Raw genomic sequence first — 14,159 nt, forward strand, 5'->3', positions numbered from 1 at the left:
GAGGAACAATAAGATGAGCCAAGACTTTATTATTGGGAAAAATCCAGTTATTGAAGCACTAAAGTCAGAACGCGATGTGAATAAAATATTTATCGCAGAAGGTTCCCAAACGGGTCAAATGCAACAGGTAATAGGGCTAGCAAAAGCACAAAATGTCATCGTTCAATTTGTTCCTAAAAAGAAAATCGACCAGATGGTAGAAGGAAATCACCAGGGGGTTGTAGCGGCAGTAGCTGCTTATCAATATGCGGAACTTGATGACTTGTTTAAGGCGGCAGAAGCAAAAGGTGAAACACCATTTTTCCTATTGTTAGACGAAATTGAGGATCCGCATAATCTAGGATCCATTATGAGAACAGCGGATTCCACTGGTGCACACGGAATTATCATTCCGAAACGAAGAGCAGTAGGATTAACGGCAACTGTTGCAAAAGCCTCAACGGGTGCTATTGAATATGTTCCTGTTGTCCGAGTGACGAATATGGCTCAAACCATTGATGAACTTAAGGAACGAGGTTTATGGATTGCAGGAACAGATGCTAAGGGTAAACAGGACTTTCGTTCGCTAGATGGTGCTATGCCCCTGGGCCTTGTGATTGGTAGTGAAGGAAAAGGAATGGGAAGACTCATCCGTGATAAATGTGACTTTTTGGTTAGCCTGCCAATGAAAGGACATGTCACCTCTTTAAATGCTTCGGTAGCGGCAGCCCTTTTAATGTATGAGGTGTATCGAAAACGATATCCACTAGAGGGATAAAATGGACATTCTGTTAGTGGATGGATACAATATCATTGGAGCTTGGCCTGAGCTTCGAGAGCTAAAAAATAAGGATTTAGCAGCAGCTCGGGACCGTTTAATTGAAAGGATGGCCGAGTATCAAGCTTACTCAGGTTATCGTGTTATTGTTGTATTCGATGCCCATTTTGTAAAAGGGACAGAAAAAAAGTATAAGAATTATAAAGTCGAAGTAATATTCACTAGAAATAATGAAACAGCGGATGAATGCATTGAAAAACTGGCGATCTCTTTAAATAATAGAAAAACTCAGATTCATGTGGCAACCTCTGATTTTACGGAACAATGGGCCATATTTGGACAAGGTGCACTAAGAAAATCAGCACGAGAGTTACTAATAGAGATGGACTCGGTTGAAAAGAAGATAGAAAAGAAGGTACAAAACATTCAGGAAAATAGCCCTACGTCAAAAATTCCATTAAGCAGAGAAGTGGCAGAAATTTTTGAAAAATGGCGAAGAGGAAAGTAATGACTGGGTTGACGCTTTAAAAAAGGCTACTGTATAATATTTCTATCTATGCTTGTTCGGTCGGGGGGATCCGAAGTGAATGCTGACTACAAGACAACAAAAACCAACGATAATTTACATTTCATGCAGCTAGAAGATGAAGAAATAGTTGATTTAGTGCACAAAGGTGATAGTGAAGCATTAGATTACTTGATTCATAAGTATCGAAACTTCGTTAGAGCCAAAGCTAGATCCTATTTCTTAATCGGTGCTGACAAAGAGGATATTGTTCAAGAGGGAATGATCGGTCTTTACAAAGCGATCCGAGATTTCCGAGAGGACAAACTCACCTCTTTTAAAGCGTTTGCAGAACTGTGTATTACGAGACAAATTATTACCGCGATTAAAACAGCAACGAGACAAAAGCATATTCCGTTGAATTCTTATGTGTCGTTGGACAAGCCGATCTATGATGAAGAATCCGATCGAACGTTAATGGATGTTATTTCTGGAGCTAAAGTGTTAGATCCGGAGGAACTCATTATTAACCAAGAGGAATTTGATCATATTGAGGTGAAAATGTCAGAGCTTCTAAGTGATTTAGAGCGGAAAGTGCTAGCTCTTTACTTAGATGGTCAGTCATATCAGGAAATATCAGAGGAACTCAATCGTCATGTGAAATCGATTGATAATGCGCTCCAACGTGTGAAAAGGAAGCTTGAGAAATACCTTGAGGTGAGGGAACTCACACTGTAATATGACAGGGTATATGGTAATAGAGCTCTGTTGACATTGATAAGTGTCCATGATACAGTTTTATGGACAAAATAGTAAGTTAGAGGTGGCATTTTTGACAAAAAAGGTAGTTTTGGCCTGTGTAACTTGCGGTTCGAGAAACTATTCAACGATGAGCAATAAAGAGTCGGAAAGGTTAGAGCTGAAGAAGTTTTGTAGAACATGCAGTGCTCATACCATCCACCGTCAAACAAAGTAGTAGGCACCACCTATAGATAGAGTAAGACAAGGAAGTTGGGGGTATACACATGCAGCGCGTAGTCAATTTTTTTAAAGATGTCAGCCGTGAAATGCGCAAGGTTAGTTGGCCAAAGCGTAAGGAATTGACAAACTACACAGTTACGGTATTAGCTACGGTTATATTTTTTGCTCTTTTCTTTGCTGTTATAGATTTAGGGATTTCAGAATTAATTCGTTTAATTCCTTGAATAACACCCGTAACATAATGGTATAATGGTAACAAACATAGGAAACTTTTAGCAAAGCCCGGCAACGGGTTTTTTCATTTGTAAAAAAATAAAAGGCTAACAATGCTTTCTAGTTTAATAAAATGGATATTTTCATATAGGGAGGGAAGGACAATTCGTCCTCGATAATGGAAAAGAATTGGTATGTAGTTCATACTTACTCGGGTTATGAGAACAAGGTAAAAGCAAACCTTGAAAAACGTGTAGAGTCTATGGCGATGCAAGATAAAATCTTTCGCGTGGTAGTGCCTGAAGAAGAAGAAACAGATATTAAGAATGGTAAAAAGAAAGTAGTTAAAAGAAAGGTGTTTCCAGGTTACGTATTGGTTGAAATCGTAATGACCGATGACTCTTGGTATGTGGTTCGAAATACACCTGGAGTAACTGGTTTCGTAGGTTCGGCTGGATCTGGCTCTAAGCCAACTCCTTTGCTACCGGAAGAAGTGGATTTCATCCTTAAACGTATGGGACTTGAGCAAAAGCGTGTGGATGTAAACTTTGAACTTGGAGAAATGGTACAAGTCAAGGAAGGACCATTTTCGAACTTTACTGGATCTATTGAAGAAATTGATAAGGACAAATCTAAAGTCAAGGTTCTTGTAAATATGTTTGGTCGAGATACCCCTGTAGAACTTGAATTTACACAGATTGAAAAAATATAACCTGAAAAAACTTGAAATAGGTTTCGAAAAGTGGTAATATTTCAAAGGTCAGTATGTCTCAAACTTTGAGACCGGACAAAAGGAAACAGTTCTTTATTTTTATAAAGACTATTATATGAGTGGGAGGGGAAAATCCCCTATTACCACATCACGGACTTAAGGAGGTGTGTCTCGTGGCTAAAAAAGTAATTAAGATTGTTAAGTTGCAAATCCCTGCTGCTAAAGCTAATCCAGCACCACCAGTTGGTCCTGCACTAGGTCAAGCCGGTGTTAACATCATGGGATTCTGTAAAGAGTTCAACGCTCGTACAGCTGAACAAGCTGGCTTAATCATTCCTGTTGAGATTACGGTTTTTGAAGACCGTTCATTTACATTTATTACAAAAACTCCTCCTGCTGCAGTTCTTCTTAAGAAGGCGGCTGGTATCGAGTCTGGTTCTGGTGTACCGAACCGTAATAAAGTAGCAACAGTCAAGCGTGACAAGGTGCGCGAGATTGCTGAAACAAAAATGCCTGATCTAAATGCGGCTAGCGTTGAAGCAGCTATGCGTATGGTTGAAGGTACTGCACGCAGCATGGGTATTGTTATCGAAGACTAATTCATGCTCGAATTTTTCTTTAGTTAAGGGGTTGCGGTGTTGAATTTGGTTTCACGCGCAACCTTTCTTATGTCTAGCGATTGTGCGATATGCACAGTGCTGTTATTCGTGGGAGGTTAGTTAAGAACTTTTCCGCTAAAACCACAATCTAGGAGGAAATAAAAATGGCTAAAAAAGGTAAGAAGTTTTTAGAAGCTTCAAAGCTTGTTGACCGTACAAAAGCATATCCGGTTGAAGAAGCTATTGAACTTGCTAAAAAGACAAACTTTGCAAAGTTTGACGCATCTGTAGAAGTTGCTTTCCGTCTTGGAGTAGATCCAAAGAAAGCTGACCAACAAATCCGTGGAGCAGTTGTGCTTCCAAACGGAACTGGTAAAACACAACGTGTACTTGTATTTGCTAAAGGTGAAAAGGCGAAAGAAGCTGAAGCAGCTGGCGCTGATTATGTAGGAGATGCAGACTACATCAACAAGATCAACCAAGGTTGGTTTGAGTTTGACGTAATCGTTGCTACACCTGACATGATGGGTGAAGTTGGTAAGCTTGGTCGTGTATTAGGACCTAAAGGCTTAATGCCAAACCCTAAGACTGGTACAGTTACATTTGATGTAACTAAAGCAGTTAACGAAATCAAAGCTGGTAAAGTTGAATACCGTGTTGATAAAGTTGGAAACATCCACGTACCAATCGGGAAAACTTCTTTCGAAAACGAAAAGCTTGTTGAGAACTTCACTACAATTTTCGAAACAATGCTTAAAGTGAAGCCTTCTGCTGCAAAAGGAACTTACATGAAGAACGTAACTGTTACTTCAACAATGGGACCTGGAGTAAAAGTAGACCCTTCAACTGTAAATGCAAAGTAATTTGAAAATATAATTGACAACAGAATGAAATTCTACTAGAATAGATTTTGTTGTGAAAATAGAATAACATTTGTACCGCAGACAGTAGGTGCCTTTAAGGCTTAATTTCCTACCGAGGTCATACGATAGATTGAACAGTTCGTGTAAACGACTATTGTATACTTCCTCCATGTCTGCAAGGCATGGAGGTTTATATTTTCCGGTATAAATGTAGTAAATCTACAGGAGGTGTAAGGATGAGCAACGCTATCGAAACTAAAAAAGTAATCGTAGACGAAATCGCTGATAAGTTAAAAGCTGCTAAAACAACAGTTGTTGTTGACTATCGCGGTTTAAATGTTTCTGAAGTAACAGAACTTCGTAAACAACTTCGTGAAGCTGGTATTGAGTTCAAGGTTTACAAAAACTCTTTAACTCGTCGTGCTGCTGAAGCTTCTGAACTTGCTGGCCTTAACGACGCTCTTACAGGTCCTAACGCTATTGCATTCAGTAACGAAGATGTAGTTGCCCCAGCTAAAATTTTAAATGACTTCGCTAAAAAGCATGAAGCTCTTGAAATTAAAGCAGGTGTAATTGAAGGGAACGTTGCATCATTAGAAGATATTAAGGCTCTTGCTGAACTACCATCACGCGAAGGCTTACTATCTATGCTACTCAGCGTACTTCAAGCTCCAATCCGCAACCTTGCTCTTGCTACAAAAGCTGTTGCAGATCAAAAAGAAGAACAAGGCGCGTAAGTTAGAAATATCGTTCGTGAAATAAACTAAATCAAACACAATTTTAAGGAGGAACTTTTATCATGACTAAAGAACAAATCATTGAAGCAGTTAAAAGCATGACTGTTTTAGAACTTAACGACTTAGTAAAAGCTATCGAAGAAGAATTTGGTGTAACTGCTGCTGCTCCTGTAGCTGTAGTTGGAGCTGCTGGCGGAGAAGCTGCAGCTGAGAAAACTGAATTTGACGTTGTTCTTGCTTCTGCAGGCGACCAAAAAATCAAAGTTATCAAAGTTGTACGTGAAATCACAGGTCTTGGACTTAAAGAAGCAAAAGAACTTGTTGACAACACTCCAAAAGCTATCAAAGAAGGCGCTTCTAAAGAAGAAGCTGAAGAAATCAAAGCTAAGCTTGAAGAAGTTGGAGCAAACGTTGAAGTTAAGTAATCATGATATTGAAAGGCTCGCTGCATAAGCGAGCCTTTTGCTTTTTAAAAAAGGTTCAATTATAATTCTTTTCGTATAAGTTTTCCCTACTAAAAATTCATGGAAGTGGTATGAATGGCAGAGCATTATTTTTCCCGGGAGCAAAGGGTTGAGAGTAATCGAAAGACGTGGAGCTTTACTCTTAGAAATAATAATCTATCTTTTATTACGGATAATGGCGTATTTTCTAAAAGTGAAGTAGATTTTGGTTCGAGGTTACTAATTGAGGCATTTCAATTTCCGAGCGTTGATGGCCCGATCCTTGATGTTGGTTGTGGTTATGGTCCAATTGGGATTTCTCTAGCAAAAGAACAAGTAACCAAAGAGATACATATGGTAGATGTGAATGAGCGAGCGATTGGACTAGCAAAGGATAATGCAGCTCTAAATAAAGTATCAAATGTAACTATTTACGAGAGTGATCGGTTAACTCAGGTCAAGCGCGACGGATTTGCGGCAGTTTTGACCAATCCCCCAATTCGTGCAGGTAAGCAAGTCGTTCACGATATATTCGAACAAAGTTTTGAGCATCTTGCTCCTAATGGTGAGCTGTGGGTGGTGATCCAAAAAAAGCAGGGAGCTCCTTCTGCGGTTGAAAAATTAAATGAATTATTTGGATCGGTTGAAACCGTTGAAAAGAAAAAAGGGTATTTTATTTTAAAAGCCAAAAAGATTTGACTTGACATTTTGGCTATGTTAATATTATAAAATGCCAACATGATATATTGTGTAAAATTGCTAAATTCAACTGTAGTTGTATAAATCTGGCAATTTAAGGCGATGCTAATAAAATAATAGTAGAAAATTGGAGAATGTGGTTTTTAAGAAAAAACCCTTTTTCTTTTTGTCTTATGAAAGAAGATTCATGTAAGCGTGAAGCCTTGAGTTGAGCGGTCAAGTAGGAAAATCCTCCTGTCTGGACAAAAGCGTCACGTTTTCCTATCTATTTTTTATAAGAAATTTATAGAAGTTATCACAAAAGCTTGATTTGAGGGGTGAATCTGTTGACAGGTCAACTAGTTCAGTATGGACGACACCGCCAACGAAGAAGTTATGCGAGAATCAGTGAAGTTTTAGAATTACCTAACTTAATTGAAATTCAAACAGCTTCCTATCAGTGGTTCCTTGATGAAGGATTGCGTGAAATGTTCCAGGATATTTCACCGATTGAAGATTTCACAGGTAATTTGTCATTAGAATTTATTGATTATAGTTTAAGTGAGCCAAAGTATTCTGTTGAGGAATCCAAGGAACGAGATGTTACATACTCTGCTCCACTTCGTGTAAAAGTGCGTCTTGTTAATAAAGAAACTGGGGAAGTAAAAGACCAGGATGTTTTCATGGGTGACTTCCCGCTTATGACAGAAACAGGTACATTCGTTATTAATGGTGCCGAGCGCGTTATCGTATCTCAGCTTGTACGTTCACCAAGTGTTTATTATAGTGGAAAACTAGATAAAAACGGAAAACGAGGATATACAGCAACTGTAATCCCGAACCGTGGTGCTTGGTTAGAATATGAAACAGATGCGAAGGATGTTGTGTACGTTAGAATAGATCGTACGAGGAAATTACCCGTTACGGTTCTTTTGCGTGCATTAGGATTCGGTTCAGACCAAGAAATTATTGAGTTAATTGGAGATAATGAGTACATTCGTAATACGCTTGAAAAAGATAATACGGAAGGTACGGAGAAAGCTCTATTAGAAATATATGAGCGTCTTCGTCCAGGTGAACCACCAACGGTTGAAAATGCAAAAAGTTTACTTGTTTCTAGATTCTTTGACCCTAAGCGCTATGATTTAGCGAATGTAGGTCGTTACAAAATTAACAAGAAGCTGCATATAAAGAATCGTCTATTTGGTCAACGCCTTGCAGAAACATTGGTTGATCCTGAAACGGGAGAAATTATTGCTGAAAAAGGTGTGCTTTTAGACCGTCGTACGTTAGATCGTATTCTTCCACAATTAGAAAAGAATATTGGCTTTAAGACGTTTACTCCAGTTGGAGGAGTAGTCCAAGAAGATATTCTTTTACAATCTATTAAGATTTTTGCTCCAAATGAGGATGGCGAGAAAGCTATCAATGTTATTGGAAATGCATATGTACCTGAAGCAGTTAAGAATATTGACCCTTCTGATATCATTGCTTCCATTAGCTATTTCTTTAATCTTCTTCATTCAGTAGGAGATACAGATGACATTGACCACTTAGGAAATCGTCGTCTGCGCTCAGTAGGAGAATTACTTCAAAACCAATTCCGTATTGGGTTATCAAGAATGGAAAGAGTTGTTCGTGAAAGAATGTCCATTCAAGATACAAATACGATTACACCACAGCAATTAATTAATATACGTCCTGTAATTGCGTCGATTAAAGAGTTCTTTGGTAGTTCTCAGTTATCGCAGTTCATGGATCAAACAAACCCATTAGCTGAGCTTACTCATAAGCGTCGTTTATCAGCATTAGGACCTGGTGGTTTAACACGTGAACGTGCTGGATTCGAAGTGCGTGACGTTCACTACTCTCACTATGGTCGTATGTGTCCAATCGAAACACCGGAAGGTCCGAACATTGGTCTAATCAACTCGCTATCTTCCTTTGCAAAAGTAAATCGATTCGGCTTTATCGAAACACCATATCGTCGTGTAGATCCTGAGACAGGAAAAGTTACAAGCCATATTGACTACTTAACTGCCGATGAAGAAGATAACTATGTAGTAGCACAGGCAAATGTGAAACTAGGAGAAGACGGATCTTTCATAGAAAACGATATTATTGCTCGTTTCCGAGGCGAAAACACGGTTGTAAATCGTGAGCGTGTAGACTACATGGACGTTTCTCCTAAACAAGTAGTTTCGGCTGCGACAGCATGTATTCCGTTCCTTGAAAATGATGACTCAAACCGTGCACTTATGGGTGCAAACATGCAACGTCAGGCTGTACCATTGATGCAACCAGAAGCCCCTCGTGTAGGAACGGGAATGGAATATGTTTCTGGTAAAGACTCTGGAGCAGCAGTAATCTGTAAACACGATGGAATCGTGGAGCATGTTGAAGCTCGACAAGTGTGGGTAAGAAAAGTGACTCTAGTAGATGGCCAAGAAGTAAAGGGCGATCTAGATAAATATAGAATGCAAAAATTCATTCGTTCAAACCAAGGTACTTGCTATAACCAAAGACCGATCGTGGCTGTTGGTAACCGTGTAACAAAAGGAGAGATCCTGGCAGACGGACCATCCATGGAGCTTGGAGAACTTGCTCTAGGCCGTAACGTTCTTGTTGCCTTCATGACTTGGGATGGTTATAACTATGAAGATGCTATTATCATGAGTGAAAGACTTGTTAAAGATGATGTGTATACTTCTATCCATATCGAAGAATACGAATCAGAGTCACGTGATACAAAGCTTGGACCAGAGGAAATCACTCGTGATATTCCAAACGTAGGGGAAGATGCTCTTAGAAATCTCGATGAGCGTGGAATCGTACGTGTCGGAGCAGAAGTGAAGGACGGAGATTTATTAGTTGGTAAAGTAACGCCTAAAGGTGTAACGGAACTAACAGCTGAAGAACGCTTATTGCATGCCATCTTCGGTGAAAAGGCACGTGAAGTAAGAGATACATCTCTTCGTGTACCTCACGGTGGTGGCGGTATTGTCCTAGATGTGAAAGTGTTTAACCGTGAAGATGGAGACGAATTACCTCCAGGTGTTAACCAACTTGTACGTGCTTATATTGTTCAGAAGCGTAAGATTTCTGAAGGGGACAAGATGGCCGGACGACACGGGAATAAAGGGGTTATCTCACGTATTCTACCGGAAGAGGATATGCCTTTCTTACCAGATGGAACACCGGTTGACATCATGTTAAACCCATTAGGGGTACCATCACGTATGAACATCGGGCAGGTACTTGAGCTTCATCTTGGTATGGCTGCAAGAGCACTAGGTATTCATGTTGCTTCTCCGGTATTTGATGGAGCGCGTGAAGAAGATGTTTGGTCAACTATCCAAGAAGCAGGTATGGCTCGTGACGCGAAAACAGTACTTTATGACGGTCGTTCTGGTGAACCATTCGACAATCGAGTTTCTGTCGGCGTAATGTACATGATCAAACTTGCTCACATGGTTGATGATAAGCTACATGCTCGTTCAACTGGACCATACTCACTTGTAACGCAACAACCACTTGGTGGTAAAGCACAATTTGGTGGACAGCGTTTTGGTGAGATGGAGGTTTGGGCATTGGAAGCATACGGTGCTGCATATACGCTTCAAGAGATCTTGACGGTTAAGTCAGATGACGTTGTAGGACGTGTGAAGACGTATGAAGCAATCGTTAAAGGTGAGAATGTTCCAGAACCTGGTGTACCAGAATCATTCCGCGTATTAATGAAAGAACTTCAAAGCTTAGGTATGGATGTTAAGATCCTCTCAGGCGATGAGCAAGAAATCGAAATGCGCGATTTAGAAGATGATGATGATGTACAACAAGCTGATGCTTTGACGGTTTTGCCTGATTTTGAAGAGTCTGAATCAGAAAAAGTAGGTACAAAAGAGTAATCAACTGACATATATAAAAGCCATCTCCTTGACGGATAAGGTTTTAGGAGATGGACTGATTTTTCAAGGAATCATTCCCTAACATATTGTTGGCATAGAGACTTATTGGAATCTAGGCCTTTCGTATAAGGGTAAAACCCGTAGATCAAAAGGGAGGTAGGCCCCTTGCTAGATGTTAATAATTTTGAGTTTATGAAAATTGGTCTTGCTTCACCAGATAAGATTCGTTCATGGTCTTTTGGAGAAGTGAAAAAGCCAGAAACAATTAACTACCGTACACTTAAACCTGAAAAAGATGGTTTATTCTGTGAACGTATTTTCGGGCCGACTAAGGACTGGGAATGTCATTGTGGTAAGTACAAGCGTGTAAGATATAAAGGTGTAGTCTGTGACCGCTGTGGAGTGGAAGTAACTCGTGCAAAAGTACGTCGTGAGCGTATGGGTCACATTGAATTAGCTGCACCTGTATCTCATATTTGGTACTTCAAAGGGATCCCAAGTCGTATGGGTCTTGTTTTAGATATGTCTCCTCGTGCACTTGAAGAGGTTATCTATTTTGCTTCTTATGTAGTTACAGATGCTGGTGATACAGCATTAGAAAAGAAGCAGCTCTTATCTGAGAAGGAATATCGTGCATACCGTGACAAGTACGGTAATAAGTTCCAAGCATCAATGGGTGCTGAATCCATTAAAAAGCTTCTATCTGATATTGATTTAAACAAAGATGTTGAAGCGTTAAAGGAAGAATTAAGAACCGCACAAGGACAACGTCGTACAAGAGCAATTAAGCGTCTAGAAGTTCTAGAAGCATTCCGTAACTCAGGCAATGAACCATCTTGGATGATCCTTGATGTTCTTCCAGTAATTCCGCCAGAATTACGTCCAATGGTACAATTAGATGGAGGGCGTTTTGCTACTTCTGACTTGAACGATTTATATCGTCGTGTTATCAACCGTAACAACCGTCTGAAGCGTCTATTAGATTTAGGAGCTCCAAGCATTATCGTACAAAACGAAAAGCGTATGCTTCAAGAAGCAGTAGATGCTCTAATTGATAATGGTCGTCGTGGACGTCCGGTAACAGGACCAGGTAACCGTCCTTTAAAATCTCTTTCACATATGTTGAAAGGAAAGCAAGGTCGTTTCCGTCAAAACCTACTAGGTAAGCGTGTTGACTATTCTGGTCGTTCCGTTATCGTTGTAGGACCAAACTTAAAGATGTATCAATGTGGATTACCAAAAGAAATGGCACTAGAGCTGTTTAAGCCATTCGTTATGAAGGAATTGGTTGAAAAAGGTCTAGCGCATAATATCAAATCAGCTAAGCGAAAAATTGAACGAGTTCAGCCAGAAGTATGGGATGTACTTGAAGAAGTAATTAGAGAGCATCCGGTTCTTCTTAACCGTGCACCGACTCTTCATAGACTTGGTATCCAAGCATTTGAGCCAACGCTAGTAGAAGGTCGTGCGATTCGTCTTCATCCGCTTGTATGTACGGCATACAATGCTGACTTTGACGGTGACCAAATGGCCGTTCACGTTCCGCTTTCTTCTGAAGCTCAAGCAGAAGCAAGATTATTAATGCTTGCCGCTCAAAACATCCTTAACCCGAAGGATGGAAAACCTGTAGTTACTCCGTCTCAGGATATGGTATTAGGAAACTATTACTTAACTCTTGAACGTGCAGGTTCTGTTGGGGAAGGTATGGTTTTCAAGGATACAAATGAAGCGATCTTAGCTTATCAAAATGGCTATGTACACTTACACACTCGTGTAGCTGTGCATGCAGGTTCATTGAATAACGAGACGTTCACTGAAGAGCAAAATAAAAAGCTTCTATTAACGACGGTTGGAAAACTGATCTTTAATGAAATTTTGCCTAGCTCATTCCCTTACATCAACGAGCCTACAAAATCTAATCTTGAAGTAGAAACACCTGCAAGATTCTTTGTAGAGCCTGGTACGAATGTAAAACAAGTAATTAGCGAAATGGATGTTGTAGATCCATTCAAAAAGGGGATTCTAGGAAACATCATTGCGGAAGTATTTAAGAAGTTTAAGATTACTGAAACTTCAAAGATGCTTGACCGAATGAAGGACCTAGGGTTTAAACACTCTACAAAAGCTGGTATTACAGTTGGGGTTGCAGACATCGTTGTATTAGGTGAAAAGCAAGAAATTATTGCTGAAGCACAAACAAAGGTAGATAATGTTCAAAAGCAATTTAGACGTGGTTTAATCACAGAAGATGAGCGTTATGATCGTGTTATCTCCATCTGGAGTGCTGCGAAGGATGTTATCCAAGCAAAGCTAATGAAATCACTAGATAAAACAAACCCAATTTTCATGATGAGTGACTCTGGTGCCCGTGGTAACGCATCTAACTTTACGCAGCTTGCTGGTATGCGTGGTCTAATGGCCAACCCGGCTGGTCGAATCATTGAATTACCGATCAAATCAAGTTTCCGTGAAGGCTTAACCGTATTAGAGTACTTTATCTCTACTCACGGTGCGCGTAAAGGTCTTGCCGATACAGCACTAAAAACGGCTGACTCTGGATACTTAACTCGTCGTCTCGTTGACGTAGCACAGGACGTTATTGTTCGTGATGATGATTGCGGTACGGATCGTGGATTGCATATTGCTGCCCTAAGAGACGGAACAGAAATCATCGAGTCTCTAGAAGAACGTTTAATCGGACGTTATGCAAGAAAAGCAATTAAAAACCCTGAAACAAAAGAAGTAATGGTCCGTGAAAATGAATTAATTACAGAAGACCTAGCAGCTGAAGTGGCTAGCGCTGGTGTTGAAGATGTATGGATTCGTTCTGCGTTTACATGTAATTCTCGCCACGGTGTATGTAAGAAATGTTATGGTCGTAACCTAGCAACTGGTCAAGAGGTAGAAGTGGGAGAAGCGGTTGGTATCATCGCAGCTCAATCTATCGGTGAACCAGGAACTCAGTTAACGATGCGTACATTCCATACAGGTGGGGTTGCCGGAGATGATATCACACAAGGTCTACCTCGTATTCAAGAGATATTCGAAGCGCGTAACCCGAAAGGTCAAGCGGTCATCTCTGAAATTGAAGGTGTGGTTGTTGGTATTAACGAAGGTCGTGACCGACAGCATGAAATTATCGTACAGGGTGAAGTAGAGTCAAGAACCTACACAGCTCCATACACGGCACGTCTTAAGGTCAGTGTAAACGATAAGGTTGAACGTGGTGAAGAACTGACAGAAGGTTCGATCGATCCTAAGGAATTAATCAAGGTGAAAGACGTAACAGCTGTTCAAGAGTATTTGCTTCGTGAAGTTCAAAAAGTATACCGTATGCAAGGGGTAGAAATTGGTGACAAGCACGTAGAAGTAATGGTACGACAAATGCTTCGTAAGGTTCGTGTTATCGATGCAGGTGAAACAGAAGTATTACCTGGATCACTTCTTGATGTTCACCAATTCAGAGATGCGAATGAAAAAGCGTTGCTTTCTGGCAAGATGCCTGCAACAGGACGTCCTGTATTGCTTGGTATTACCAAGGCTTCACTTGAAACAGATTCCTTCTTATCTGCTGCTTCATTCCAAGAAACAACAAGAGTACTTACAGACGCCGCTATTAAAGGTAAACGAGATGAGTTACTCGGTCTGAAGGAAAATGTAATTATTGGTAAGCTCGTTCCAGCTGGAACTGGTATGCAACGTTATCGTAAAGCTGAGCCAGTTACAAACATAGAACAAGAAGAAGTATTAACTGTAGAATAAT

13 protein-coding genes and 1 other annotated feature are annotated in these 14,159 nt (G+C 40.2%); all 13 genes read left to right on the forward strand.

What is annotated here, in order from left to right; genetic code table 11:
* The first annotated feature begins 13 nt into the window (after window positions 1-13).
* The 13 genes from rlmB to rpoC all read left to right on the forward strand — a co-directional run bounded on the left by rlmB (window position 14) and on the right by rpoC (window position 14,158).
* Window positions 14-757, forward strand: coding sequence for a 23S rRNA (guanosine(2251)-2'-O)-methyltransferase RlmB (gene rlmB / locus ACVBAX_RS23135; RefSeq protein WP_447119175.1), 744 nt, complete (start codon window positions 14-16; stop codon window positions 755-757).
* Window position 758: 1 nt separating this feature from the next.
* Entirely contained in the window at window positions 759-1,265 is a 507-nt protein-coding gene (locus ACVBAX_RS23140; RefSeq protein ID WP_430776946.1) for an NYN domain-containing protein, read from the forward strand.
* A gap of 123 nt (window positions 1,266-1,388) precedes the next feature.
* Complete coding sequence (gene sigH / locus ACVBAX_RS23145) at window positions 1,389-2,000, forward strand: RNA polymerase sporulation sigma factor SigH (protein ID WP_285852393.1); 612 nt, start codon at window positions 1,389-1,391, stop codon at window positions 1,998-2,000.
* Between the two features lie 94 nt (window positions 2,001-2,094).
* Window positions 2,095-2,238 (forward strand): 50S ribosomal protein L33, encoded by a 144-nt coding sequence (gene rpmG, locus ACVBAX_RS23150; protein ID WP_119706256.1) that lies wholly within the window; start codon window positions 2,095-2,097, stop codon window positions 2,236-2,238.
* Window positions 2,239-2,287: 49 nt separating this feature from the next.
* On the forward strand, window positions 2,288-2,467 hold the full coding sequence (secE, locus tag ACVBAX_RS23155; RefSeq protein WP_066058623.1) for a preprotein translocase subunit SecE: 180 nt from the start codon (window positions 2,288-2,290) through the stop codon (window positions 2,465-2,467).
* Between the two features lie 167 nt (window positions 2,468-2,634).
* Window positions 2,635-3,168, forward strand: a complete 534-nt coding sequence (gene nusG / locus ACVBAX_RS23160; protein WP_447119178.1) for a transcription termination/antitermination protein NusG — start codon at window positions 2,635-2,637, stop codon at window positions 3,166-3,168.
* Window positions 3,169-3,341: 173 nt separating this feature from the next.
* Window positions 3,342-3,767 (forward strand): 50S ribosomal protein L11, encoded by a 426-nt coding sequence (gene rplK / locus ACVBAX_RS23165; RefSeq protein WP_066058614.1) that lies wholly within the window; start codon window positions 3,342-3,344, stop codon window positions 3,765-3,767.
* 164 nt (window positions 3,768-3,931) lie between these two features.
* Complete coding sequence (rplA, locus tag ACVBAX_RS23170; RefSeq protein WP_447119181.1) at window positions 3,932-4,630, forward strand: 50S ribosomal protein L1; 699 nt, start codon at window positions 3,932-3,934, stop codon at window positions 4,628-4,630.
* Between the two features lie 57 nt (window positions 4,631-4,687).
* Window positions 4,688-4,834 (forward strand) — a sequence feature (ribosomal protein L10 leader region).
* A gap of 32 nt (window positions 4,835-4,866) precedes the next feature.
* The gene (gene rplJ / locus ACVBAX_RS23175) at window positions 4,867-5,367 is read left to right on the forward strand and encodes a 50S ribosomal protein L10 (protein ID WP_119706259.1); all 501 of its coding nucleotides are present in this window, start codon (window positions 4,867-4,869) and stop codon (window positions 5,365-5,367) included.
* Between the two features lie 62 nt (window positions 5,368-5,429).
* Complete coding sequence (gene rplL / locus ACVBAX_RS23180; RefSeq protein WP_119706260.1) at window positions 5,430-5,792, forward strand: 50S ribosomal protein L7/L12; 363 nt, start codon at window positions 5,430-5,432, stop codon at window positions 5,790-5,792.
* Between the two features lie 114 nt (window positions 5,793-5,906).
* Complete coding sequence (locus tag ACVBAX_RS23185; protein WP_447119183.1) at window positions 5,907-6,509, forward strand: class I SAM-dependent methyltransferase; 603 nt, start codon at window positions 5,907-5,909, stop codon at window positions 6,507-6,509.
* A 317-nt stretch (window positions 6,510-6,826) separates the two neighbouring features.
* Window positions 6,827-10,396: a DNA-directed RNA polymerase subunit beta gene (gene rpoB, locus ACVBAX_RS23190; RefSeq protein ID WP_447119185.1), complete on the forward strand. Its 3,570-nt coding sequence runs from the start codon at window positions 6,827-6,829 to the stop codon at window positions 10,394-10,396.
* 165 nt (window positions 10,397-10,561) lie between these two features.
* Window positions 10,562-14,158: a DNA-directed RNA polymerase subunit beta' gene (gene rpoC / locus ACVBAX_RS23195; protein ID WP_447119187.1), complete on the forward strand. Its 3,597-nt coding sequence runs from the start codon at window positions 10,562-10,564 to the stop codon at window positions 14,156-14,158.
* The last annotated feature ends 1 nt before the right edge of the window (window position 14,159 follow it).

The organism is Robertmurraya sp. GLU-23, from assembly GCF_052983275.1.

Coding starts and splice junctions, on each gene's coding strand:
- rlmB (WP_447119175.1), top strand. CDS start 14: ATGAGCCAAGACTTTATTATTGGGAAAAATCCAGTTATTGAAGCACTA.
- ACVBAX_RS23140 (WP_430776946.1), top strand. CDS start 759: ATGGACATTCTGTTAGTGGATGGATACAATATCATTGGAGCTTGGCCT.
- sigH (WP_285852393.1), top strand. CDS start 1,389: ATGCAGCTAGAAGATGAAGAAATAGTTGATTTAGTGCACAAAGGTGAT.
- secE (WP_066058623.1), top strand. CDS start 2,288: ATGCAGCGCGTAGTCAATTTTTTTAAAGATGTCAGCCGTGAAATGCGC.
- nusG (WP_447119178.1), top strand. CDS start 2,635: ATGGAAAAGAATTGGTATGTAGTTCATACTTACTCGGGTTATGAGAAC.
- rplA (WP_447119181.1), top strand. CDS start 3,932: ATGGCTAAAAAAGGTAAGAAGTTTTTAGAAGCTTCAAAGCTTGTTGAC.
- rplJ (WP_119706259.1), top strand. CDS start 4,867: ATGAGCAACGCTATCGAAACTAAAAAAGTAATCGTAGACGAAATCGCT.
- rplL (WP_119706260.1), top strand. CDS start 5,430: ATGACTAAAGAACAAATCATTGAAGCAGTTAAAAGCATGACTGTTTTA.
- ACVBAX_RS23185 (WP_447119183.1), top strand. CDS start 5,907: ATGGCAGAGCATTATTTTTCCCGGGAGCAAAGGGTTGAGAGTAATCGA.